The following is a 23519-nucleotide window of genomic DNA, read 5'->3' as shown; positions in this document are numbered from 1 at the left end:
CTTCCGAAGGGGAACATCTCTCCGCCGAAGTGGCAGGTAACCTTCACGATTGTTGCCCGAGGCGGGTGCGGGGAGCCAGTCCGGCGCATAGGATGATTTTTGAAACGATGCAAAGCCGCAAAGGATTCCCATGGTCACCGACGTCCCGTCCCCGCAAGAGCCACTGGTCCTCAACAACAACGGCGCCTGGTGTTGGTTCCAGGATGAACGGGCACTGATCGATCCTGCCAACAACTCAATCCTGGTCGGTTCGGTCGCTTCACCAGAGGGTTCGGGAGGGCCGGATCGTGGAGGCAACATCGAGCTCGCGGTGCTGGACTTGGCCACTGGCGAGCGACAAGTTCACGTCCTCCACGAGCACCTGGAGGCGGACGACCACAACGCTCCGGCTCTCCTGATCCGGCCGGACGGGCGATACCTGGCCATGTACGCCAAGCACAAGACGGACAACTTCTCGCGCTGGCGTGTATCGGTACGGCCACACGACGCTTCAGAGTGGGAGCCCGAGCAACAGTTCGACTGGACTGAACTGGCAAACGGCCGCGGTGCCACGTACTCCAACCTGCACCACTTGAGTGTGGAGGGCCGGGCCTACAACTTTGTCCGCGCCATCAATGACGACCCCACGCTAATGATCTCCGACGACGATGGAAGCACGTGGAGCTACGGGGGGAAGCTCTTCACCCGCCCAAAGATCGGTTACGTCAACGGATACACCCGGTATGTCAGCAACGGGACAGACCGCATCGACCTCATCACCACGGACCACCACCCGCGCGACTTCAACAACAGCGTCTACCACGGCTTCATTCAAGGCGATGCGCTCCACGACTCCGAAGGAAACGTGGCCAGCAAACCCGTCATCGGATCAGCCGGCATCAACCAGACGACCCTCACCACAGTTTTCGAGGCCGGGATGACGCTCGACGGCGACACCCTCACCCATGGCTGGACTACTGACCTTCGCCGGCAGGGCAAGGAACTTGCCGCGATCGTCACCTGCCGGGCCAACGACGTGAACGGTCCGCTGCAGCGGGAGCAAGTGCTCGACGTCGACGATCACCGCCTGCTGTACGGCCGCTTTGATGGCGTGGGCTGGAAGCTGCATCCGCTGGCCGTCGCCGGTCCTGGCTTACTGCCGCACGAGCAGGACTACACCGGACTGGGTGCCGTGGATCCCAACAACCTGGACCTGGTGTACATCTCCACGCCGATAGATCCACGGACGGCTGCTGCTACCGCGCACTACGAGATCTACCGCGGTGTAACTTCCGACGCCGGCGCGAGCTGGACGTGGGAAGCCGTCACCGAAGGCTCTGGGGTAGACAACCTCCGGCCCATGGTGGTGCCCGGCGATGCGTCGGTTCATGCTGTGTGCTGGTTCCGGGGATCGATGAAGTCCTCGCAGGCGTATGAGACCGAGGTGGTACTGCGCCGAAGTGACAGTTAATAGCAATGTCTGCGACCACGATTGGCATCAACTGTCACCTCGGCGGAACCTGACTAGGCGAACTTGGCCAACGGGTTGGCCAGGCGGCCTGCCATCTGGAGCCCACCCGAGGGATCCGAGATGTCGAGCATCTGCTGGTTGTTGCGCAGTTGCAGGCGGTTGAGGCAGGACAACTCGAAGTCCGGCGCAAAGAGGTCGTGCATGGCGAACTGGTCTGCAAGCTCCGGGTGGCGCTGCTGGTATTCACGAAGCACGGCCGCGGCAGTTCCCCAGAACTCGTCCTCGCGCAGCGTCCCGTCCTCCACAAGGATGGCTCCGAGGAAGCGGAAGATGCAGTCGAACACGTCCGTGAAGATGGCCAGGACCATTTCCTCGGCAGGGATCTCGGCCTTGACGCGGGAGACTTCCTCCGGCAGTTCCAGCCTGTCCCCCATGACCACGATCTCCTCGGCGATGTCCTTCATGATGGCGCGGACCGGCACACCGTTTTCGAGGATCAGGATGACGTTTTCGCCGTGGGGCATGAATGCGAGCTCGTACTCGTAAAGGCAGTGGACCAGCGGCACGAGGTAGGCCTCGAAGTAGCGGCGGAGCCACTCTGTGGGGGCCAGGCCGGACTGTTCGATCAAAGAAGTCACCACAGAGGCCCCGGACGAGTCCACATGCAACAACGACGCCATGGTGGCCAGCTGCTGTCCGTCCTTAAGCAACGGCAACGGACTTTCCCTCCACAGGGCCGAGAGCATCTTGCGGTAGGGCGAACCCTTGGCCGAAGCAGCCTCGTAGTAGTGGTTGTGGTACCCGATGGCCGCAGTTTCACGGATCATGGCCAGGCCCCGGCTCTGGAGCTCCTGGTCATTGCCGATCAGTTCCTGCAGCCAATCGTTGATGGCCGGCGTGGCCTTCATGTACTGCGGAGACAAGCCACGCATGAAGCCCATGTTCAGCACCGACATGGCCGTCTTCACGTACGCCTTCTCCGGGTGGTCCGTGTTGAAGAAGGTACGGATGGACTGCTGCGCCTGGTACGAATCTTCGCCGGTGCCCAGGTTCACGATGTGCCGCTGGGCGATTTCTGCCGCGAACGTCACGGTGAGTTTGTTGTCCCACTGCCAGGGGTGCACAGGCATGAGGAGGTAGTCCTCGGGATTCAACCCGGAGGCCGACAACTCCGCGTTGAACCAGGTGAGGGTTGCCGGTCCGAGTTCAGCCTCGAAGTGAGTCCGGTAATCCAGTCCTGCGCTGGACGTGAACACTGCCCTGCTGCGGTGCACCGCGATCCACTGCAGCTTCACCGTGGCACCCGTTTCCGGCGCGAAGGCGTGGTAGTCGGCAATCCCGAAGCCCAGCCGGCCGTTGTTGGCGACAAAGCATGGGTGGCCCTCGGTCATGCTGTGTTCGATGGCCTGGAAGTCGGCGGCCCGGTCCGCGCCTCCTGTGATTCCCGCAGCCAACTCGGCCGAACTGAACGGTTTGCCCTGCTTGTAAGCGTGGCTGGCCAGCGTGCTGCTGATTTCCTCCAGGTAGACAGGCAGCATTTCCTGGCGGATGGCCAGTGCCTCATGGAACTCGGCGATGAAGTCCAAAGCGTCCACCGGCAATTCCTCGCCGTCACGCAGTTTCACGATGGATTCCGCGGAGACGGACCAGTGCTCCAACTGCAGGAGCCGCGCCCGGAAGCGGTACTCCACCGAGTCGTCGTCGCTGACTACCTTATAAAGCCCGACGCCGGACCCTTCTTCCCGGATCAGCTCCGGAACCAGGATGCGTTCGTGCGAGAACTCGGCGATGGCCTTGCGGACCAGGTGCCGGTTGGCGATTGCCCAGCGTTCAGGCGTCAGGTGGGATACGGAATCAACAGCCGCAGTGGTCACGGCATCGGCGGTGGTGGTCACAGGGATTCTCCTCTGGTCGCCGCGACGGGCGCGGCCAGAATCGGGGTCAGGGTGCCGAGGAAATCCTCGCGGGTGCAGAAACTCAGGAGGCCCTGCTTATGGTCTTCGGAAGGGTCGACGGCGGGAAGGGTCACCACGCCGTGCGGGCGGAAGCCCACCTTCTCGTTGAGGACATGGATCTTGTGGTTCCGGGCGTCAGGCTCGACGACGACCCGCTGGGTTGCGGGATCCCGAAACAGTTCCGTCATGACGGACTGCATGACGGCGGTGGTGAAGCCAGGCTGCGGCTCACCAGTGGGCGGGGACACCAAGAGGTGCATGCCCACATCACCGGGCTGGATCTCATAGACGTCCGCCAACGGCGATGACTCCGGACGGTACCGTTCCATCAGGAAGGCGGGGACGCCGTCGTCGAGCCCCAAAAACGCTTGGTGATGGCCGGATTCAGCGATCTTCGAGTACTCCTCCACAACGTCCTGCTCGGTGGCGGAAACCATGCCCCAGAACCGGGCATATTCTTGACTGACCCAACTGTGGAGGACAGGTGCATCCCCGACCGGATCGACGGGCCGGAACGTGAAGCTCATACGGTGGCTCCAGCGGTTTCCGGAACCGCGGCAGTCACGGGAGCGGGGGCGCCGAATTGCTGGAACGCGATGCTGCGCTCCACGGGGTAGACCTCCCGGCCGGTGATTTCCCGCAGGATGCAGGAGTTGCGGTAGGCCGCCATGCCGAGGTCCGGCGTGACGAAGCCGTGTGTGTGCAGCTCGGCGTTCTGGACGAAGATTTCACCGGGTTCCACACCGGTCCCATAGTTGCGCTCGACGTCGAAACGGCCCTTGGAGTCGCGGCGGATCCGGTCCTGGATTCCTGCCAGGAAGGCGGGCTCCTTGTAGGTGTAGCCGGTTGCGAGCACCACGGCTTCGGACTCCAGGCTGTAGCCCTGTCCGTGTTCCTCGTGGTGCAACTGGAGGGTGTGCGTGCCGGTGGTGGCATCCCACTCTGCGGCAGTGAGCGAAGAATGTGTGTGCAGTTGGGTGTCCACCATGCCGGAGAGGCTCTTGGTGTAGAGGAGGTCGTAAATGTCGTCGATCAGGTCCGAGTTGATACCCTTGTACAGGTTCTTCTGGCTTTTGATCAGCGAATCGCGCTGCTCGCCCGGGAGCGAGTGGAAGTAGTCCACATATTCCGGCGAGGTCATCTCAAGGGTGAGCTTGGTGTATTCCAGCGGGAAGAAACGACCGGAACGGGTCACCCAGTTGAGCTGGTAGCCGTAGACGTCGATTTCCTGAAGCAGTTCGTAGTACAGCTCCGCGGCGCTCTGGCCGCTGCCCACGATGGTGATGCTGCGCTTGGACTGCAGCTCACTCTTCCTCGACAGGTAGTCGGCATTGTGGAGGACGAGTCCGCCGGCTTCGACTATCCCCGCACAGGAGCCCGGAACATACGGGGACGTGCCAGTACCAAGGACCAGTTTGCGGGCGCGAAGAACCTCAGCGCCGTCCGGGCCCTGCACCGAGAGGCGGTACACGCCGTCGTCGTACGCCACATCCAGCACATCCGTGCTAAAACGAACGGATTCAAGCTGGCCAGCCACCCACTGGCAGTACTGGTTGTACTCGGCGCGCAACGGGTAGAAGTTCTCCCGGATATAGAAGCGGTACAGGCGGCCTGTCTGCTTCAGGAAGTTCAGGAACGAGAACGGCGACGTCGGATCGGCAAGCGTCACGAGGTCCGCCATGAACGGGACCTGCAGGTGCGCGGGCTCCAGCATCATGCCAGGGTGCCAGTCGAAGGATTCGCGGCGGTCCAGGAAGACGCAGTCGAGGTTCTCAACAGGCTCGCTCAGCGCGGCCAGGCCCAGGTTGAAGGGCCCGACGCCGATTCCGGCGACGTCGTAGATCTTGCCATTGTCTTGGGTGCTCACGCGGCAGCCTCCGTGGTGTCCGCAAGCAGGTTGTCGCCTGTCCGACGGATAAGTTCGATGATTTCCTGGATGTCCCTCAGGCTCGCCTCGGCGTTGAGGAGGGTGAATTTGAGGTAGTGGCGGCCAGCTACCTTGGTGCCGGCAACTACGGCCTCGCCGGAAGCGAAGATCGCGGCGCGGATGGCCGGGTTGAGGACGTCAGCAGCATCCTCGTCCAACTGATCGCCATCGATCAACGGACGGTAGCGGAACACCAGAGTGCTCAGCTGCGGCGCGGCAGCGAGCTCGAAGTCGGCGTCGTCAGCCAGCAAGGTTCCTACCCGGGCGGCGAGGTCGATCGCTTCGTCGAAGAGCGCACCGATGGCGTCGGCACCCATGATGCGGAGGGTCAGCCACAGCTTCAGGGCATCGAAGCGGCGGGTGGTTTGGATGCTCTTGTCCACCTGGTTGGGGATCTCGGCCCTCGCCGCGCTTTCCGGGTTCAGATAGTCCGCGTAGTAGGTCACGTGGCCCATCATGGAACCGTTGCGGACCAGGACTGCGCTGGAACTGACGGGCTGGAAGAAGGTCTTGTGGAAGTCGACGGTGACGGAATCGGCAAGGTGGATACCGTCCAGGAGGTGGCGGTGGCGTCCGGACACGATGAGCCCTCCACCGTAGGCACCGTCCACGTGCAACCAGGAATCGTAGGCGCGAACCAACGCGGCCATTTCCGAGAGCGGGTCAACCGAACCGAAGTCCGTGGTCCCGGCAGTGGCCACAACAGCCATCGGCACCAGCCCGGCGTCGTGCGCTTCTGCCAAAGCAGCCGCCAGCGCGGTGGGATCCATGCGGTGGTCTTCAGTGGTGGGCACCGCGATGACGGCATCGAAGCCCAGGCCCAGCATGGAAGCGGACTTTTGAATGCTGAAGTGGCTGTCCACGGAAGTGAAGATCCGGAGCCGATCCAGCAGGTGCGGCAGGCGTGCGTCCCCGCTGGTGGAGCGCAGCTTGGCAACGGCATGGTTGCGGGCAATCAGCAATGCCTGGAAGTTGGACTGGCTGCCACCCGAGGTGAACACGCCATCGGCGTCGGCGTCGAAACCGATGCGCTCCGCAGTCCAGTCAATGAGGCGGCGCTCGATCATGGTAGCGCCTGCACTCTGGTCCCAGGTGTCCATGGAGGAGTTCACGGCCGAGAGCACGGCTTCGCCAACAAGCGCCGGGATGACCACCGGGCAGTTCAGGTGTGCGGCGTACCGGGAGTCGTGGAAGTAGATGGCGTCCTTGAGGTAGAGCTCATCGAGCTCGTCAAGGGCCGCAGCCGTGTCCGGCAACGGACGTTCAAGATCAACGGCGCCAACCTTCGCCTTCAGTTCAGCGTGCCCGACGCCGGTGAATGGCTGGGCGGTCCGCTGGACTTTGGTGGAGACCGCGTTGACTCCCTGAAGAACCTGAGCGACGTAGCTGGGCGAATTTCGTGCGTTGAACAGCTGGTTGGTGGCAGCGAGGGCCAGTTCCACCTTGGAGCCAAAATCCTGCTCCTGAGCGATCCGCTCTTCGACACTAGGTGACGTCACGTCAGCTTCCTTCCATTGCGTTGGGGCGCTTATTAGCAAGGTAAGCCTTACTTAGGTAAGCCTTTCCGTCAAACTTTTGTGACCTATTTCGCTTGGAAGGCGGTTTCTCAAGGTTCTACCGTCCGGTAGCGCGTCATTGACTTTTCTTCGTCCGGGTTTCCGTGCAAAACTTGCCACTCTTTTCGGCCAATGAATTGCCTTTTTGGGCCAACGGCTTCGACGACGGGACCGCCCGGAGGCGAGGAGTAGAGTGCAAGGACTATTCACCGTCAACGGTTGGGGGACCATATGAAGGACCACGTTCACGAGCGCATCGGTTTCCGTGAAATCGATGAGCATGGCAACGCCGTGCAAGCCGTCAGCCCTCACATGCCGGAGCCCTCGGGTCCGCCCCGGAAACGAGCTTCCGTCAACCCGTTCATCGTTGCGCTGTGGGTCATGGACGTTGGCGTGGTGTGGTTCTGTTTATGGGCGTTTACGTCTGCTGAATCCCTCATGGGATCCCCTTCGACGGGCTCATCGGCCCAAGTCAATTTCATGATACTTTCCGCGGTCCCGTACGGCCTCCTGGGCGCCATACTCCTTGCTGCAGGCCTCCTGTTCTGGCACGCCGTGCAATGGCAAAAAAGGCGGCCGACCGGGTAGCTGATACCCGATCGGACCCTGTCCGCTGGAGGACTAGAGCACCGTGGCCCCAAGAACGCACGCGATTGCCTTCTTCATGCCAATAACTACCTGGTTCTTTCTGGCTTCGTAGATTGGGGAAGAGGCACGCGGCGCCCAGGGTTGGGGCCCCGGACGCCGCGCACTACATGTCCTATGCCTCGGAACGCTTGCGGCGTCCGACGAGGAACAGGAACAGCCCCGAGCCAACAACCAGAAGGCTCACTGGCAGCACGGCGAGTACGACTCCCGTGTTGGCCAGAGGGCCTCCAGGTTGGCCCGGAACCACCGACGGGAAAGTCACTACAACACTTGCAGGTGGTGTGGTGACCGGGGGTCCCGCCGGAGGCGTACCCGTAGCAGTCGCCGTGTTGGCGACGTCTCCGGCGTCGATATCAGCCTGGGTGATGGCGTACGTTGCTTTCGCAATCACTGTTTCACCGGGCAACAGGGTCCCTGCAACACCAGGCCAGGCATAAACCAAGGCCGACAGGCCGGGCATCGGATCGTTGACTGCAACGTCCGTTACAGGCACACTCCCGGTGTTCTTCACTGTGAACTTGTAGGTGATCACATCGCCCACCCGGGTGGGGTCTCCAACCGCGGACGCGTCGGCAGTCTTGCTGAACTCCAAGCCCGAATTCGACGACAGCGGTGTGTCCGTCGTTCCCGGAGGCGGGGTAACAGGACTGCCCGTGGGCGGAGTGCCCGTGGTCGTGGCGCTGTTGGCGACATGACCGGCGTCGATATCAGCCTGGGTGATCGCGTACGTTGCTTTCGCAGTCACTGTTTCACCGGGCAACAGGGTCCCTGCAGCACCGGGCCAGATGTACGTCAGCGGTGAGAGGCCAGCCAACGGATCCGTAATGGACACGTTCTTCAGCCCGACATTGCCCGTGTTCTTGGACGTCAACGTGTACGTGATCCGGTCACCAACAACGGAAGGCGACTGGATGCCCGAAGCGTCGGCCGTCTTGCTGAACTCCATCGCCGGGCCAGTGGTCAGCGGGGTGTCCGTTTCACCCGGAGGCGGGGTAACAGGACTGCCCGTGGGCGGAGTGCCCGTGGTCGTGGCGCTGTTGGCGACATGACCGGCGTCGATATCAGCCTGGGTGATCGCGTACGTTGCTTTCGCAGTCACTGTCTGGCCCGGAAGAAGCTCACCCGGTGTGCCCGGCCAGGTATAAACGAGCGGCGAAAGGCCGGCCAGAGGGTCGTTGATGGTGACGTCTGTCAGCTTCACATTGCCCGTGTTCTTGGACGTCAACGTGTACGTGATCCGGTCACCAACAACGGAAGGCGACTGGACGCCCGAAGCGTCGGCCGTCTTGCTGAACTCCATCGCCGGGCCACTAGTCAGTGGGGTGTCCGTTTCACCCGGAGGCGGGGTAACAGGACTGCCCGTGGGCGGAGTGCCCGTGGTCGTGGCACTGTTGGCGACATGACCGGCGTCGATATCAGCCTGCGTGATCGCATAGCTCGCAGTGGCGGTAACAGCTTCATTTGGCAGCAGCGTGCCGGGGGTACCCGGCCACGAGTACGTCAGCGGCGAAAGGCCAGCCAGAGGGTCGTTGATGGTGACGTCTGTCAGCTTCACATTGCCCGTGTTCTTCGACGTCAACGTGTACGTGATCCGGTCACCAACAACAGAGGGCGACTGGATTCCCGAAGCGTCAGCAGACTTGCTGAACACCATCGCCGGGCCAGTGGTCAGTGGGGTGTCCGTCGTTCCCGGAGGCGGGGTAACAGGAGGACCCGTCGGAGGATTACCCGTGGTCGTGGCACTGTTGGCGACATGACCGGCGTCGATATCAGCCTGCGTGATCGCATAGCTCGCAGTGGCGGTAACAGCTTCATTTGGCAGCAGCGTGCCGGGGGTACCCGGCCACGAGTACGTCAGCGGCGAAAGGCCAGCCAGAGGGTCGTTGATGGTGACGTCTGTCAGCTTCACATTGCCCGTGTTCTTCGACGTCAACGTGTACGTGATCCGGTCACCAACAACGGAAGGCGACTGGATTCCCGAAGCGTCAGCAGACTTGCTGAACTCCATCGCCGGTGCGGAATCGGCGCTGTTGGTCAGCACACAACTGATGTCGGCGCCGGCAACGGGCTTGAGAGCCAGCGAACCATCAAAGGCCGCACCGTTGGGCAGGCCAGTCTGCAGACCGTTGGCGTCAACGCATGTGATGGCACTGGTATAACCGGACAGGTTGTCGCCCGCCTCAGTCAGGTAGTACGTGGTGTCCACGGAGGCGACGTATTCGCCGGTAACTCCGGTCCCCGCATCAACGGTGGAGCCGGCACCGCTTGTGGTCGCGTTGGCGGTGTTGCTGACAACCGGTCCCGTGGCCGAACCCGTCCGGATCTCAACTGTGAATTGATCGGAATCCAACAAGCGCGTGGTGTCCAGGGCCTTGCTCAATTCAAGGCGCGGTGCCCGAACGATCAGAGTGGCGTCGGCGGGAAGGTTGAGGTTGGTGACGAGGTTGGCAGGACCATTCACATATGATCCCTCCCTAGCGGCCGTCACATCCACGGTGATGGTGCACGAAGTCATTCCCAGCGCCACATCACCACCCGCCACGGAAATGGTGTTGCTTCCAGCCACCGCCGTCCGCACCAAGGGATTGGTTCCCGAGGCTTGCACACAGGTGCCCCCGATGTTGGGAGTATCGGCGACAACCACTCCTGCCGGGAGGGTGTCCGTGATGAACCAGTCGTTCTTGGCCTTCAGATCATCGGTGTTGGTCACCGTAAGCGTGACCTTGGAGATTCCGCCCGGTCCGATGATGGACGGCGTGAAGGCCTTGTCCACCTGGGGGGTTACGTCCACGATCTGCGGGAGGTCGAAGGCGACGTCGTTACCGGATCCGGTGGTTGCTTCATTCCTGACCTCAAGGCCAAGGGTTGGTGTTGTGCCCGGAGGAATCTGGTAGGCATCGGATTGGAGCCGGCTAACCTGCACTGCGGCCAGATTGCTGCCGCCGCAGGGGTCAAGCCCCGCGCTGAGTACTTGCCTGGTCCCATTGATGAGCAGGCTGAAGGTCTCGCTGGCGTGTGCCGCGTGGCAATTGACCTGCGCGAAATAGGCCGACACAGCGTAATAGTGGCCAGCAATTGCCGGAATGGTATTGGACTCGGTGCGGAACTGGACACCCGGAGCAATGGTTCCCGAGCGGCTGTTGGTGTATTCAGACAGTGACTGGTTGGTGACGGCTTGCGCTGCCGTTTGGCCTTGGGCTGTGCCCAGCGCCACCGACATCTGCTGGACCTGTCCCCAGCCCGCAGGCTGGTTGTTGACGCAACCGGTATCGGATGTTGGCAGCGGGGTCCGGGAGTTTAGAATCCACCCGTCGCACTGTCCGCCGGCTGGCGTGTAAGGTTTGTCAGCCGTGTAAGTCTCGTTGGCGGCAGCGGGACCACCGGCGTAGTTCAGGATACTGATGGCACCCGTGGTGGCATCCTCGTTTGAGAAGTCTTCAGTGTAGACCGGGGTGCCCGGTTGGGTGACGCCAGGCGTGCCTGGCGCGATGGCCACGGCTGGTGGCGCCACGGCGCCACCCACCCCCAGCAACAAAATCGCTGTGGCGAGCACCGCCGCCAACAGCTTCTGTGAATTTGTGTGCTTCACTGACTCTCTCGCTTCTCTTGGTCACGCGATGCCAGTCCTCAAGGTGGACCGGCGTCCAGCTGGGCTCCTCAGTAGTCCAGCTCGCGTTACCGACGTTTCATATCGTTGAATGTTCACGTAAATTCAACGAGGGCGCCGAAAAAAAGGGGGCCCAACGCCTTAGTGGAAGCACTCGGCGAATCGTGACGCAAGAAACTGAAAAAGTTTTAGAAAGTTTTCAATCCTTCGCAGAGACAGGGATCGCGGTGGAAGAGCCCGGTTAGTGGAAGCCGTTTGCGAACGTCTTGGTGACGATTCCGCGGCCGCCGAACAGGTAGTTCAACGTACCGCTATCAGCCGTAGCGGGCAGCGCGACTCCCAGCGTGAAGGCGAGGCTGTTGGCTGCCAGTGAATCAGTACTGCACCGAACCTGCCGAATGTCGGAAGCGGCGCTGGCACAGGTCCAGCCTGCGGGGGCAACGGTCCTATCCGCCAAAAACGTTGCCTGGTCCGGAAGGGTGAACACAGCTTCACCCGTAGTGGGGGCGCCGGCACCCTGAAGCGAAAACTGCACGTTCAGGTCCCGCTCCGACTGACTGTCAGCCGGAACAGCGGCAAACGTCGCATCAACCGTTTGGGTCAGTGGTGCCGTTGACGTCGAAGCAGTGGGCGCCGTCGTCGACGATACGGTACCCGAGTCGACCACCACGGCACTCCTCGGCGGCAGTACCGCCGGTGGAGTCTCGACGGCGTCGGACTGGGGTGACGCCGCTCCCGGCGGGTCCGCGGGGGGCGCCAAAGCAGGACCCGATGACGCCGGTGCGGCGCTGGGACTTGGCAGCGCACTCGGCGCGGTGGATTCCTGGGCAGGGGGGACACTGGAGGTGGCATCGGCGGTGACGGTGGCCTGCGAAGTGGAGCCCGGCTGCAGGAACCACGCAAGGACTCCAGCCAACGCCGCTACTCCCAAGACAACTGCCGCTGCCAGCTTCCATGCCTTGCTGACCCCATGGACCCCGGCAGCGATCTTGCCGGAAACTGCCGCGTTTCCGGCACCTGACGCTGCACCCACTGACGTGGCGCCGGACGCGATGGCAGCAACCACTCCCGGACTGAAGGTGATCCCCGTAAGCAAAGGGAACAGGATGGCGCGCATGCCACCTTGGACGTCGTTGAGTTCGATCAACAACGCCGTGCACTTGGCGCAGCCCGCCAAGTGGTCACTGACTTTTTCCTGGGATGTACGCTTCAGTGCGTTGCGGGCATACTTCCCCAGCTGGCTGGCAAATTCGTCGCAGGACTCGTCCACCACCTGACTGATGTGATGTTGCAAATAGGCCTGCCGCAGGCCCTCGCGGGCGCGAATCGCCAGCGAGGAAACACCGTTCGGAGTGAGCCCAACGAAGGGAGCTGCCGCCGCCGGCTTCAATCCTTCAATGTCCAGGTGCCAAAGAACAGCCTGCCAACGCTCCGGCAGTGATTTGAAGGCCTTGGCCATGATGCTCGACTCAAGGTCGCTGAGGAGGGGGTCGTTGTCCAGCACTGGAGAATCCAGGATTGCATCATCAGCCGCTGTTGGCATTCGCCGCGCCTTGCGGTTCCGGTCATGCGCGGTTCGCCGCACCACCGTCAGGAGGTAGGAACGGAAGAACTCCGTGGGGCCCTTACCTTCCTTCAGCAGTTGAAAGATCGCCGCGAAAGACTCGGCCACGACGTCATCGGCGTCACTGGGGTTGTCTGTCTGGGAGCGGGCAACATAGTAAGCGACTTTCAAGTGCCGTTCATAGAGCACGTCGAAGGCATCCGTGTCTCCCTGGCGCACCAAAGAAATGATCTGGGGATCGCTGCCGGCGGCCATCGCCAAAGTCGAGGAAGCCCCATCGGCCCGTGCCGCAAATACTTGATCCATAAACAATAGTGTGACATCAGAACGTCAGTGACTTGAATCGAGCGGCGCCACCCTGTAGAGAACTTACTTTTTCGCAACACGATTCCACCCTCCGCGTCACTTGTTAGGCGTGACCTTCCAAACCTCCGGAGCGAATCGAGGATCCATGGACATCAGGCGTCCCCGCCCCTTCCTTAAGCTGATGCGTGCCATCCACAAAAACGCATCGCAGCAACAGGGCGCTATCGTCCGGGGACTGCCACCCCGCCGCTCGGATTTGCTCGCTCGAAAGAAGAATGCGGGACATATCGCCCTCGTCTATGGAGCGGACAGGCCCATCGCCATCCCGGGTGACACCGTCATTTTTACGGCGTGGATCACGAATGACTCAGCCAGCCATCTCAGGGACGTAACACTTGTACCGCGTTCCTTCACGAACGAGGGCATGGAGATGCTCACCTACACCACGGAACCTGTGGACCGGGACCTCCGGATTCGTCACCTGGCTCCCGGACAGTCCGTGATGCGGAGCTTCTCTTACCTTGTGACTGACTCCGATCACATCCATGGTGGCAGCCTCGTCAGTGCGATGCAGGTCCGGGCCACGTGCCGCGGCCACGCGATTTCCGACGAACACGACGCAATTGTCTCCCTCAGCGGTACACGGAAGGACTGGCCTTTCCCGCCGGCCGACCCCGGGCAGCCCCGGAGGCGAAGGAAGGACGCTGCACAGTCTGTGTCCTTTTAGGCCTTACTCGTTGTCCGGTTCGCCCACCGGCTTCTCAGCGGGCCAATCCACGTCCTGTTCGTAGCCCTCGTGCTTTTTCAGGTACGCGGCGATGTACGGGCAATGCGGGATGATGCGCTTGCCGGACGCCACCACATCGTCCAACGCGAAATGTGCCAAGACCTTGGCCAGGCCCTGCCCGTTGAATTGGGGCTTCGTTTCGGTGTGAATGAAGTCAATATGACCCGGGCGGTCAAGGAACTGGGAAATCACCGCCAACTCCCCGTCTACGTGAAGCTCATAGCGGTGAAATTTGTCGTTGCGCACCGTGGTGACGCCCGGGCGGAACGACTCTGCCAGTGAATCCGTGTACTCGGTCATGTTTCGAGATTGGCACGTAAATCCGGCTCTGGCAACGTGGGCACCCCACCCTGTCGCCCTTCCAGGACATTTACTTCAGACGGCGGCTGAGCCGGCGTCGGAACCCTGCCAAGCAGAAGGACGGAAAGGGCGAAGCACGCCGCTCCCCCACCCAACAGGGCCAGCGTCAATCCGTTGAACGCAGCATCCGCCACGGGGACCATAACCACGACGGCGGCGGTCACCACAGCGGCACGAGAGGGACCCCGCGCGTGGCTGGCCGCCGTCGGACGGTTCTCCAAGCGGCCAAAAAGCCACACCACCGGCACCAGCAGGGTGATAACGGCGACGAAGACGGGGATCCGCGCCCACCACCACTCCCCGGTCCCTGCCAAAGGTTTGGGCACGTCGGTTAACAACAGCAGCCCGGACATGCCCACCAGGAGTGGAAGATGCCACAGGTAAACGGTCATGGATCGGTGGCCAGCCACGGAAATGAGTGACTGGATCCAGCGGACTCCCGCGATCCCTTCAAGGCCTTTACGGACGAGTTGGAGTGTGGCCGTCTGTGAGATTCCCAGAAGCAGCAGACACAGGTTGGGCGGATTGATATTCACCACCATGTTCCCCGGGTACACGGCCACACCGGTCGCCACCCCCAGCAGGAGGTTGCTGGACACAATGGCGCCCACCAGCCAAGCGCGGCTGCGCTGTTCGAAGAAGCCATCGGCCATGAGGAAGCCCAATTGCTGGACAGCGCACCACACGAAGATCATATTGGCGAAGGCGATCACGGGAAGCGCCCCGCGGAGGGAATCGACAGTGATGATCAGTGCCACCAAACCGCCGAAAGTCAGAAGCGGGGCGCGTTCATGAAAACGGGCCAGGAGCGGAACGCTTACCTGCGCCGTGAGATATGCGGCAAGGAACCACAACGGCATCGCGGCACCGGCCGTCATTAACTGGATGACTTGTGGGTGGACACCAAGCAGAAGGGCGACCCACAAACCTCCCCACATGAAGGCGAGCAAGGCCATGGCCGGGCGGACCAGCCGCAGCAACCGAAGCTGGGCGAAGTTGAATCCGGTACCACCGCGAGCCTTCAGCCGCCGCCACGACTGCAACGCGGTCACTCCGCCCAGGACAAAGAACAACGGAACGATCATGAGCGCCCAGGCAACGGGCACAAACCAGGCTTCCTCCATGAGGACGTTTTCGGTGGTGACCGTTCCGTCCTTGTGCAAAGCAGGGCTGACCATCATGCAATGGCATGCCACCACCAGCAGCAGGCAGGTGAAGCGGACAAGGTCGATCACCGGGTCCCGTCGCGCAGCCGTTGCCGCGCCGACCGCAGGATACCTGTCCCTCTCCATGGCTCTCCCTACGAGGCACGCACCTGCGTGCTGACTCCATTGTCCGCCCGTGCGGACAATGGAGCCAGCACGCTGACCTTTCGGAGGCCTACCCAGACGCGTTTTGCAGCAGGCGTTTCCGTTGCTCCGCGTCCAGGGCCGCAGCACAGGCGGCCGCGGCCATCCCGAACGACCCGTCCAATACTGCCGTGTCCGCCCCGGCTGACGCGCCGAAAGCGGCGAACTCGGCGGTATGGTGGGCGGCGCCCCGCACGTCGTAACCGACCACCGGGTGAATTGACGGCACCACCTGGGATACGTTGCCCATGTCCGTGGAGGCCACCGGGGCGGAGTCGAACTTCACGTCCCTCCCTTTGGCCTGCATCGCTGCGCGGTAGGCCTGGGACAGGAACTGATCCTGGCGAAGCTCTGCATAGTCGTTACCCTTTGGGGCCACCTGCAGCCTGCAGCCACTCGCCAGGGCACCGGCTTCCAGGCAACGCCGGACCCTGCCCTGGATCAGGCGCAGTTGATCAATGCTTGGCGCCCGCATTTCCACACTCGCCCGCGCACGCCCGGGAATAACATTGACGGCACTGCCGCCCTCAGTGACGATCAGCGACACGATCGATCCGGACGGAAGTTGCTGCCTTGCCAAAGCAATGGCCATCTGCGCGACGACCAGCGCGTCGAGCGCGTTGACTCCTTCGGATGGCGCCGCCGCCGCATGGGCCGGGCGCCCCTCGAACAGCACATCCCACATGGACATGGCCAAGGACGAGCCACCCACTACATCCGCTGCGCCGGCGTGGGCCATCATGGCCAGCGAAACGTCATCGAAGAAGCCTGCCTCAATCAGGTCCACTTTGCCGCCGGTGGTCTCTTCCGCCGGTGTACCGAGAACTTTGACGGTGATGTCCAGCAACTCGGCCGCTGCGGCCAACGCCAGTGCCGCCCCCACCGCGCTGGCAGCGTTGACGTTATGTCCACACGCGTGGCCGATCTCCGGCAAGGCGTCATATTCAACGCAGAGCGCCACAACCAGTTGGCCGGATCCGAATCGCGCACTGAACGCGGTGGGCTCCTCCGGTTGTGTTTCGTCGAAGGTGAACCCGGCCTTGCGGAGTACCTTTTGGACGCGTTTAGCGGCCCGGAATTCCTGGCCGCCAAGCTCCGGGTCGGCATGGATGGCATGGCTCAGGTCCAGGATCTCGGGTCGCCATCGCTGCACTTCGTCTTCCAACATGGCGTGGACGTCCCTTGGGGAGGAAAGCACGACGGCGGCCCGCCCGGCGGTCATGCCGTCACCTCGGCGGACTGTCGCTTCGGGTACCGGGCACTGGCCGCGGCAGCTATCAGGGCCGCAACTGCCAAGGCACCCCAGATGGTCAACAATCCAGCTTCGGTGATGCGCCCGGATTCAACCGCGGCAGAAGACAAGAGCTTGACCACTGCCGCTCCCACAGCGATGCCCACTGACAATGCCAGCTCGTTGAGCCCTGCAGCCGTGGACGTTTCCTCCAGGGGGACGCCTTCCACAGACAGCGACCGGGTGCCCGCTTGGTACATTCCCAGGCTCAGGTTGAACATGGCGAAGCCGATGCAGTACCCGGCAAAGGAACCATGGGCGAGCATCATGACCAGGAAGCCGCCTGCCAGCAGAACGCCTGCAAAGACCAGCGTGGCACGCTCACCGAATCGTCGCAGGGCCCGTGCAGTCAGGAGGGATGACAGCAAGGAAAGTATGGATGCGAGGGCAAGGACAATCGCGATCATCAGCGGGCTGAGGGCGAAGCCGTAACCCGTCTTCCCAGGGTTGGAGTGAAGGAAGATCCCGTTGGTGCCGAAGTAGCTGATGGAAGCGAAGCCGAAGAAAAACGTTGCCACGGAAATGGTGCGGATCCGCGGGTTGGCAAGCATACGCAGGTCCATGAAGCGCTGTCCGGCGGCACCGCTGTAGTCGCGTCTGGCCCAGAAGGCCAGCAGGGCAAGCCCCAACAAGCCAGCCGCGAGGGTGCGGGCATCCAGCCAGCCCCATTCGGGCGCCATGGAGAGTGCCACCACGAAACCAATCAGCCCCAGCGAGCATGCCAGCAACGGCGCAAGGGCGATCCCCTCACGGGTCGGGACCCCGGCGTCGGGCAGTAAGAACGAACAGACGAAAGCGACTACCGCGAACGGAACCGCCACCCAGAATCCGAGCGTCGGATCGGTAACGCCAACAATTCCGGCGAGTAGGCCACCTGCGCCCACCATGATCATGAGCATGCCGATCATGACGCTGACGCCCGTGCGGGTGTGGGCCGGGCTGGTGACGCGGAGGATTCCCATCATGAGCGGGATGAAGCCCACCACGCAGGTCAGCATGACGACGCCGATGGTCACCGTCCATAGCGACGGCCACAGCGCCATTTGTACGACGCCGACCGTCACCACACCCGTGGACCACCGGAGCACGAGACGGTAACCGTAGCTGTCCCCGAGCCTGGAGATGATGGGTGTAAGGACGGCGAAGCTCACGTTGGAGATGAGGAAAATGCCGTTGATGGTGGGGTCGTCAATCTCGAAGACCGGTCCCAGCGCGGGCAGGATGGGGTTCAGGTACCCCTGCGTAACGCCGCTGAGTGATTCGATGAGTGCCATTGCCAGGATCATGCTTGCGATGGTCCTGCGAGAGATGGCCGCTGCCGCAGGTGGTGCTGTCTTGCTTGCCATGAGCTTCCTTGAGTCCGGGGCGGATTCGCCGGTGGTGATGCGAGTCACAACGTTATGACCGTCGATTACACTGGCGTTCAAATCGTTTGAAACCCACACAAGGCAGCCAATATTGAACGAATCATCCACCATCTCGGAACTGGACCTTGAAATCGTCAATGCCCTCCAGATCAATCCACGGGCGGAATGGAGCCGGATCGCGGATGCTCTTGACCTGTCTGGCCCCACGGTGGCCAGGCGCTGGAACGTGTTGGCCGGACAGGGGCTGGCGTGGATCACGCCTTCTCCGGGACAGCGGTACCTCAGCGCCGGCTGGTCGGCGTTTATCCAACTGTCCTCGCTGCCAGGCGAAAGCGAAGCACTGATCCAACGGCTATGCGCGGAGCCCGCCTTCGGCACAGTTTCGATGGTCACGGGCTCGCATGACGTCTTCATGGATTGCTTTGCCTCCAGCCACGAGGAACTGATGGACATCGTGACCGGGTCCTTTCCGAGGCTGCCCGGCGTCACGCACCGGGAGGTTGTCTTCGTCACCAAGCTGTACCGGCAGGCCTCGGAATGGCGCAGCGGAACACTTGAACCCGCACGCGCACGACTGGTCTCAACGGAAGCCAGGCCCGCACCGGCCGGCTACTCGCCGGATCGGCTGGATGCCGCATTGCTGGAGGAACTTTCCAAGGACGGCCGTGCCAGTTGGGCTGATCTGGGTGCCGCATGTGCCGTGTCACCGCAAACCGCTCGACGCCGGGTGGAACGGTTCCTGGCCTCCGGCTACATCACGCTGAGGTGCGATGCGTCCACCGCAGCGAACAGAGGCCTGAGGGAGGTCACGCTGATGCTCAACGTCCCGGCGCAGTACGTTGACGACGTTGGCCGGTATTTCGCCGCGCAAACGAACTGCAGGCTCAGCGCCCAGGTGCTCGGTGCGCAAAACCTGGTGGTCACGTTGTGGGTCCGGGACTACTTGGAGGCGCAGGCGTTCGAACGGGAACTGGCCGAGCGGGCGCCCGGGAGTTCGGTGATCTCACGGCAAGCGGTAGTCCGGACGTACAAGCGTCTGGGTCATGTCCTTGACGAGTCCGGACGAAGCATGAACGTGGTGCCGCTGCCACTGTGGAGGGAGGGGTCTGGACGGGGCAGCGAAACACCGGCAGGATCAGACGCATGACTACGTCCATTTTCGTCAATCTGCCCGTCAGCGACCTTGAAGCGTCCAAGGCCTTCTACACAGCGCTCGGCTACACCATCAACCCGAACTTCACGGATGAGACAGCGGCATGCGTCGTCTTCAGCGACACCATCTATGCGATGCTCCTGACGCACGCCAAGTTCAGCGAGTTCACCAAGCAGCCCATTGCTGACACGAAAAACTCGACGGCGGCAATTGTCGCCATTTCTGCCCCCAGCCGCGAAGACGTGGATGCACTGGCTACCAAGGCTCTCGAGGCCGGTGGATCCGAAACCTACGACGCCCAGGATCTTGGCTTCATGTACAGCCGTGCGTTCCGCGATCTGGACGGCCACCACTGGGAAGTCCTCTGGATGGACGAGGCCGCAGCCCAGGCCGGCCCACCGGAGGCCTAGCCCAGCGTCAGCGCCAACACTCCAAGCACGACGGCGAGCAGCGGCGTTGTGCCTTGGAGCGTTGCTGCGCGGAGGTACTTTTTGCCGCTGGCTGCGAGCACCAGGGCGGCCAGGAGCATGGAACCACAGCTGCTGAAGACGAGGGTCCAGCCCACCTGCGGCGCCCCAGCCCAGACTGCGATGATTCCCACCAGCGCGCCGATGGCCAGGAACAGGTTGTAGAAGCCCTGGTTATAGGCCAGGGGTTTGGTGGTTTCGGCGTCAGCCTGGGAGGTGATGCTGAACGTCTTCCACGTGGCCGGTTTGGTCCAGGTGATGGACTCCATGGTGAAGATGTAGACGTGCAGCAACGCCGCAAGCAGGGCGAAAATCAGGGAGGCCAGGATCATGGTTTGATCCTAGCCTCCCCGTGTTCTTGGCCTGGGCCGTTAGGTACTGAGCAGCTCCAGCGTGGCGCCCGCGAATGTCGCGGCCGAGCCATTCCAGCGCGCCAGCAGACCTTGAAGATTCTCGCCATCAGCCCGGTGTGCTGCGGTTTCAGATTCCAGCGTCGCCAGGATTCCGGTGCGCAGCTCGGTGTTGAAGTTCACCTTGCCCACCTGCATGGAGGGGGCCTTCGCCAGTTCGTCGGCGGGGATGCCGGACGCTCCGTGCAGCACCAACGGCACGTCCGTCCTCGAAGCCACTTCCTGCAGCACGTCCCAGCGGATGTTGGGCTCGCCCTTGTACTTGCCGTGCACGTTTCCGACGGCGACAGCCAGCAGTTGCGCGCCGGTTCGCTCCACGAAGTCGGCCACCTGTGCAGGGTTGGTGAGCCCCGCAACTAAAGTGCCGGCGTCGTGCGCTGAATCAGCGGTACCGAACGCCCTGTCCTCATCGCCCGCAAGGCCGCCGAGCTCCGCTTCGATCACGACGTCGGAAGCACCTTGCGCGTCCAGCGCGGCACGGACCTCACGGACCAGTGCGATGTTGTCCTCATAGGGCAAGGACGAACCATCAGCCAGGACGGCATCCGCACCGGCGGCCACGGAATCGAGGATGATCTTGAGGTCCGAGGCGTGGTCCAACTGGACCGAAACCGGAACGCCGGCGTTGTCGGCAAGGCCCCGCAGTGCTGCAATGAGGCGCAACCCGTTGGGCGTTGAGGCCGTCTTTGGAGCGACGAGCAGAATCACACCCAACTGGGCCTTCTCCGCCGCCGAAACAACGGCCAGCGCGGTGGTGAAGTCGTAGCAGGTGAAGGCCGGAACTGCGGAGCCGGAAGCCAGGGAAGAGTTGACCAGGTGGTCGAGTTTGGCGCGCATCAGTGGGCCAGGCCTCCCACCAGGATCCAGGCGACGTACGTCAGCGCGAAGCCGGCCAGGCCCAGGATGGTGGTGAGGACAGTCCAGGTCTTGAGGCCGTCGGAAACGGTCAGGCCGTAGTAGCGGATCACGGTCCAGAAGCCGGCGTCGGTGACGTGGGACAGGCCCAGCGAGCCGAAGCCGATGGCGATGACGATCACGGCGATCTGGGCCGGCGAGTAGCCACCCTCCATGACCGCGGAAGTAAGCAAGCCGGTGGTCGTCACGATGGCGACTGTGGCCGAACCCTGGGCGGCGCGCAGTGCCAGGGAGATGATGAAGCCGAGCACGATCACCGGCAGGCCGAGGCTGTCCAACGTGTGGGACAGTGCGGCGCCGATGCCGGAGGTGCGGAGGACTTCACCGAACACGCCACCTGCGGCAACCACCATGAGGATGGACGCGATGGGAGGCAGGGCGCCTTCGAAGATCTCGCCTGTTTCCTTGAGGGACCAGTTGCGGCGGACGGCCAGCAGGAAGAAGGAGAGGGCCACGGCGACGAGGAGCGCGAAGAAGGGATTGCCGATGAACGCGGCCACGCCGTACCAGTAGTTGTCCTTGGCGATGGTCAGTGTTCCGACGGTGCCGAGGAGGATCTGGACAATCGGAGCGGCGATCAGGAACATGATGAGGCCGGGACGCGGAGGAGCAATGGCGCGGGCACCGGGACCTTCGTGACCGACGTGGACCAGGGAGTCGGAACCGAATTCCTCCACCTGCTGCTTCACGCCGGGGAGCAGTTCGTAGTCCTTGCGGTTCATGATGCTGGCAACCCAGTAGGACAGGAATCCGAGGGGGATGCAGATGATGAGCGAGATCATCGTGATGAGTCCGATATCCGCGCCGAAGACACCTGCGCCCGCCACGATGCCCGGGTGCGGCGGGACTGCAACGTGGATGGACAGCATGATGCCGGCCATGGGCAGGCCGAACTTGATCGGGTGCACGTTCGCGATCTTGGCAAATGCGTAAACGATGGGGACCAGTACGATCACACCCACCTCGAAGAACACGGGGATCGCCACCAGGAAGCCGACTGCGGTCAGTGCGATGGCAACGCGCTTGGCGCCGAGCTTCTCAGTGAAGTGGGTGGCCAGCGACTGCACGCCGCCGGAAACTTCGATCATGCGGCCAAGGATGGCGCCGAGGGCGATCAGCAACGCGACCTTGCCCATGGTGCTGCCAACGCCAGTGGTCACCACGGTGAAGATGTCCTTCAGCGGGATCTGGGCTGCAACGGCCACCAGGATGCTGACCGCCAGCAGGGCAACGAAAGCCTGGATCTTGAAGCGGATGATCAGCACCAGCAACAGCGCGATACCGGCTGCGGCAATGGTCAGCAGAAGGGGTGTTCCCAGCTCCACTGCGGGCTTAATGGCTGGGGCATCGGCCGCCCGAACCATCAACGAGTTGACGAGGGGATTCATTGGGGGGTGTCTCCTTTGACAAACCAGTCTAAAGAAGACCGGCGGGAGGTGCGACGACGGCGAAGGGGGGACCGCCGTCGTCGCGGGTTCTTGTTGGGGTGGTTAGGCGGTGCGCTTGGACGGCGCGACAACCTTGATGACGGCTGAATCGTCGGCAGCGGCGAGGCCCTGGGCCTGGCCGAGAAGGTAGAGCTGTTCAGCAGCGGCGGCAACGGGCGCGGCGAGGCCGGCGGCACGGGTTGCCTTGCCCACGATGCCCATGTCCTTGACGAAGATGTCCAGGCGGCTGAGGACCTCTGCGCCGTCCTCCGTGTAGGCCTCCAGGATGCGCGGGCCGCGGTTGGAGAGCATGAAGGAACCAGCGGCTCCGGCTTCGAGCGCGGCGAGAGTCTTGGCCTGATCGAGCCCGAGGGCATCGGCGAGGGCCATGGCCTCTGCGGCGGCAGCGATGTGGACACCGCAGAGGAGCTGGTTGACGGTCTTGAGTGCCTGGCCGTCGCCAGGCTTGTCGCCCACGATGCTCAGCGTGGAGGCCAACAGTTCCAGTGCGGGACGGGCCTTTTCGAGTGCCTCGGGCTCGGCGCCAACAACGATCAGCAGGTCACCTTCGCCGGCACGTTTGGGGCCGCCGGACAGCGGAGCGTCCACCAGCGCGACGCCATACTCAGCCAGCTTGGCCACCGTGGCGGGGATGGCTTCCGTGCCCACGGTGCTGCCGAGGATCACGACGGCGCCCGGCTTGAGGACCGAGGCCACGCCATTCTCGCCGAAGAGGACATCGTTGAGCTGTTCGCCGTTGCGGACGGCCAGGAGCAACGCGTCAGCTTCCTGGGAGGCTTCGCGGGCTGAGGCGAAGGTCTTGATCCCGGCTGCGGCGGCGAGTTCCAGGCGGGGCTCGGCGATGTCGAAGCCGTGGACTGTTAATTCGGACGCGAGGCGGGTGGCCATGGGCAGTCCCATGGCGCCGAGGCCCAGGACGGTGACGGTGTAGTTGCTGCTGGTCATGGTGTTCTCCATTG

19 protein-coding genes are annotated in these 23519 nt (G+C 62.8%); 5 read left to right on the top strand and 14 right to left on the bottom strand.

All coding sequences use genetic code 11. The features are described from left to right. The first annotated feature begins 130 nt into the window (after positions 1 to 130). Positions 131 to 1450 (top strand): BNR repeat-containing protein, encoded by a 1320-nt coding sequence (locus tag N7568_RS18450; protein WP_261611231.1) that lies wholly within the window; start codon positions 131 to 133, stop codon positions 1448 to 1450. Between the two features lie 53 nt (positions 1451 to 1503). On the opposite strand, the gene N7568_RS18445 is transcribed toward N7568_RS18450, so the two are convergent. From N7568_RS18445 to N7568_RS18430, 4 genes are read right to left on the bottom strand one after another with little or no spacing between them, the layout of a single operon-like run. After that, positions 1504 to 3345 carry an IucA/IucC family protein gene (locus tag N7568_RS18445; protein WP_261611230.1) on the bottom strand — a complete coding sequence of 614 codons (1842 nt, stop codon included), beginning with the start codon at positions 3343 to 3345 and terminating at the stop codon, positions 1504 to 1506. Beyond that, positions 3342 to 3932, bottom strand: a complete 591-nt coding sequence (locus N7568_RS18440) for a GNAT family N-acetyltransferase (protein WP_261611229.1) — start codon at positions 3930 to 3932, stop codon at positions 3342 to 3344. The genes N7568_RS18445 and N7568_RS18440 overlap by 4 nt, the downstream gene beginning before the upstream one ends. Further along, entirely contained in the window at positions 3929 to 5272 is a 1344-nt protein-coding gene (locus N7568_RS18435) for a lysine N(6)-hydroxylase/L-ornithine N(5)-oxygenase family protein (protein WP_261611228.1), read from the bottom strand. Before N7568_RS18435 ends, N7568_RS18440 begins: the two co-directional genes overlap by 4 nt. Beyond that, on the bottom strand, positions 5269 to 6831 hold the full coding sequence (locus N7568_RS18430) for an aspartate aminotransferase family protein (RefSeq protein WP_368736526.1): 1563 nt from the start codon (positions 6829 to 6831) through the stop codon (positions 5269 to 5271). Before N7568_RS18430 ends, N7568_RS18435 begins: the two co-directional genes overlap by 4 nt. A gap of 288 nt (positions 6832 to 7119) precedes the next feature. Between N7568_RS18430 and N7568_RS18425 the strand changes: the two genes are divergently transcribed. Then, positions 7120 to 7476 carry a hypothetical protein gene (locus N7568_RS18425; RefSeq protein WP_261611227.1) on the top strand — a complete coding sequence of 119 codons (357 nt, stop codon included), beginning with the start codon at positions 7120 to 7122 and terminating at the stop codon, positions 7474 to 7476. A 172-nt stretch (positions 7477 to 7648) separates the two neighbouring features. On the opposite strand, the gene N7568_RS25985 is transcribed toward N7568_RS18425, so the two are convergent. Both N7568_RS25985 and N7568_RS18415 read right to left on the bottom strand, forming a co-directional pair. After that, positions 7649 to 11125, bottom strand: a complete 3477-nt coding sequence (locus N7568_RS25985; RefSeq protein WP_261611226.1) for a DUF11 domain-containing protein — start codon at positions 11123 to 11125, stop codon at positions 7649 to 7651. A 259-nt stretch (positions 11126 to 11384) separates the two neighbouring features. Continuing rightward, entirely contained in the window at positions 11385 to 13013 is a 1629-nt protein-coding gene (locus tag N7568_RS18415; protein ID WP_261611225.1) for a sigma-70 family RNA polymerase sigma factor, read from the bottom strand. 145 nt (positions 13014 to 13158) lie between these two features. On the opposite strand from N7568_RS18415, the gene N7568_RS18410 reads away from it, so the two are divergent. Next, the gene (locus N7568_RS18410) at positions 13159 to 13740 is read left to right on the top strand and encodes a hypothetical protein (RefSeq protein ID WP_261611224.1); all 582 of its coding nucleotides are present in this window, start codon (positions 13159 to 13161) and stop codon (positions 13738 to 13740) included. Between the two features lie 3 nt (positions 13741 to 13743). Here N7568_RS18410 and N7568_RS18405 read toward each other — a convergent pair whose 3' ends face one another. The 4 genes from N7568_RS18405 to N7568_RS18390 form a co-directional block, all read right to left on the bottom strand. Further along, positions 13744 to 14100: a GNAT family N-acetyltransferase gene (locus tag N7568_RS18405; RefSeq protein ID WP_231340820.1), complete on the bottom strand. Its 357-nt coding sequence runs from the start codon at positions 14098 to 14100 to the stop codon at positions 13744 to 13746. Next, complete coding sequence (locus N7568_RS18400; protein ID WP_261611223.1) at positions 14097 to 15452, bottom strand: acyltransferase family protein; 1356 nt, start codon at positions 15450 to 15452, stop codon at positions 14097 to 14099. The genes N7568_RS18405 and N7568_RS18400 overlap by 4 nt, the downstream gene beginning before the upstream one ends. Positions 15453 to 15540: 88 nt before the next feature. Beyond that, complete coding sequence (locus tag N7568_RS18395) at positions 15541 to 16731, bottom strand: M20 family metallopeptidase (protein WP_261611222.1); 1191 nt, start codon at positions 16729 to 16731, stop codon at positions 15541 to 15543. Further along, positions 16728 to 18146: an MFS transporter gene (locus N7568_RS18390; protein WP_261611221.1), complete on the bottom strand. Its 1419-nt coding sequence runs from the start codon at positions 18144 to 18146 to the stop codon at positions 16728 to 16730. The genes N7568_RS18395 and N7568_RS18390 overlap by 4 nt, the downstream gene beginning before the upstream one ends. A 112-nt stretch (positions 18147 to 18258) precedes the next feature. Between N7568_RS18390 and N7568_RS18385 the strand changes: the two genes are divergently transcribed. Together N7568_RS18385 and N7568_RS18380 are read left to right on the top strand one after the other, a co-directional pair. Then, entirely contained in the window at positions 18259 to 19314 is a 1056-nt protein-coding gene (locus N7568_RS18385; protein WP_261611220.1) for an Lrp/AsnC family transcriptional regulator, read from the top strand. Then, the gene (locus N7568_RS18380) at positions 19311 to 19730 is read left to right on the top strand and encodes a VOC family protein (RefSeq protein ID WP_261611219.1); all 420 of its coding nucleotides are present in this window, start codon (positions 19311 to 19313) and stop codon (positions 19728 to 19730) included. The genes N7568_RS18385 and N7568_RS18380 overlap by 4 nt, the downstream gene beginning before the upstream one ends. On the opposite strand, the gene N7568_RS18375 is transcribed toward N7568_RS18380, so the two are convergent. The 4 genes from N7568_RS18375 to N7568_RS18360 form a co-directional block, all read right to left on the bottom strand. Then, a complete protein-coding gene (locus tag N7568_RS18375) occupies positions 19727 to 20119 on the bottom strand; it encodes a DUF1304 domain-containing protein (protein WP_261611218.1) in 393 nt (130 codons plus the stop codon). The genes N7568_RS18380 and N7568_RS18375 overlap by 4 nt on opposite strands. Before the next feature lie 39 nt (positions 20120 to 20158). Continuing rightward, positions 20159 to 21034 carry a class II fructose-bisphosphate aldolase gene (locus N7568_RS18370; protein WP_261611217.1) on the bottom strand — a complete coding sequence of 292 codons (876 nt, stop codon included), beginning with the start codon at positions 21032 to 21034 and terminating at the stop codon, positions 20159 to 20161. Then, positions 21034 to 22500: a GntP family transporter gene (locus N7568_RS18365; RefSeq protein ID WP_261611216.1), complete on the bottom strand. Its 1467-nt coding sequence runs from the start codon at positions 22498 to 22500 to the stop codon at positions 21034 to 21036. Before N7568_RS18365 ends, N7568_RS18370 begins: the two co-directional genes overlap by 1 nt. Before the next feature lie 102 nt (positions 22501 to 22602). Beyond that, positions 22603 to 23505, bottom strand: a complete 903-nt coding sequence (locus N7568_RS18360) for an NAD(P)-dependent oxidoreductase (RefSeq protein ID WP_261611215.1) — start codon at positions 23503 to 23505, stop codon at positions 22603 to 22605. Between the last annotated feature and the right edge of the window lie 14 nt (positions 23506 to 23519).

The organism is Paenarthrobacter aurescens, from assembly GCF_025421775.1.
GTDB lineage: Bacteria > Actinomycetota > Actinomycetes > Actinomycetales > Micrococcaceae > Arthrobacter > Arthrobacter aurescens_B.
This window is presented reverse-complemented; position numbering and strand designations above follow the sequence as displayed.

Excerpts from the sequence above, each read along its gene's own strand:
- N7568_RS18450 (WP_261611231.1), top strand. The coding sequence starts at position 131 with ATGGTCACCGACGTCCCGTCCCCGCAAGAGCCACTGGTCCTCAACAAC.
- N7568_RS18440 (WP_261611229.1), bottom strand. The coding sequence starts at position 3,932 with ATGAGCTTCACGTTCCGGCCCGTCGATCCGGTCGGGGATGCACCTGTC.
- N7568_RS18425 (WP_261611227.1), top strand. The coding sequence starts at position 7,120 with ATGAAGGACCACGTTCACGAGCGCATCGGTTTCCGTGAAATCGATGAG.
- N7568_RS18415 (WP_261611225.1), bottom strand. The coding sequence starts at position 13,013 with ATGGATCAAGTATTTGCGGCACGGGCCGATGGGGCTTCCTCGACTTTG.
- N7568_RS18410 (WP_261611224.1), top strand. The coding sequence starts at position 13,159 with ATGGACATCAGGCGTCCCCGCCCCTTCCTTAAGCTGATGCGTGCCATC.
- N7568_RS18405 (WP_231340820.1), bottom strand. The coding sequence starts at position 14,100 with ATGACCGAGTACACGGATTCACTGGCAGAGTCGTTCCGCCCGGGCGTC.
- N7568_RS18400 (WP_261611223.1), bottom strand. The coding sequence starts at position 15,452 with ATGGAGAGGGACAGGTATCCTGCGGTCGGCGCGGCAACGGCTGCGCGA.
- N7568_RS18395 (WP_261611222.1), bottom strand. The coding sequence starts at position 16,731 with ATGACCGCCGGGCGGGCCGCCGTCGTGCTTTCCTCCCCAAGGGACGTC.
- N7568_RS18390 (WP_261611221.1), bottom strand. The coding sequence starts at position 18,146 with ATGGCAAGCAAGACAGCACCACCTGCGGCAGCGGCCATCTCTCGCAGG.
- N7568_RS18380 (WP_261611219.1), top strand. The coding sequence starts at position 19,311 with ATGACTACGTCCATTTTCGTCAATCTGCCCGTCAGCGACCTTGAAGCG.
- N7568_RS18375 (WP_261611218.1), bottom strand. The coding sequence starts at position 20,119 with ATGATCCTGGCCTCCCTGATTTTCGCCCTGCTTGCGGCGTTGCTGCAC.
- N7568_RS18370 (WP_261611217.1), bottom strand. The coding sequence starts at position 21,034 with ATGCGCGCCAAACTCGACCACCTGGTCAACTCTTCCCTGGCTTCCGGC.
- N7568_RS18365 (WP_261611216.1), bottom strand. The coding sequence starts at position 22,500 with ATGAATCCCCTCGTCAACTCGTTGATGGTTCGGGCGGCCGATGCCCCA.
- N7568_RS18360 (WP_261611215.1), bottom strand. The coding sequence starts at position 23,505 with ATGACCAGCAGCAACTACACCGTCACCGTCCTGGGCCTCGGCGCCATG.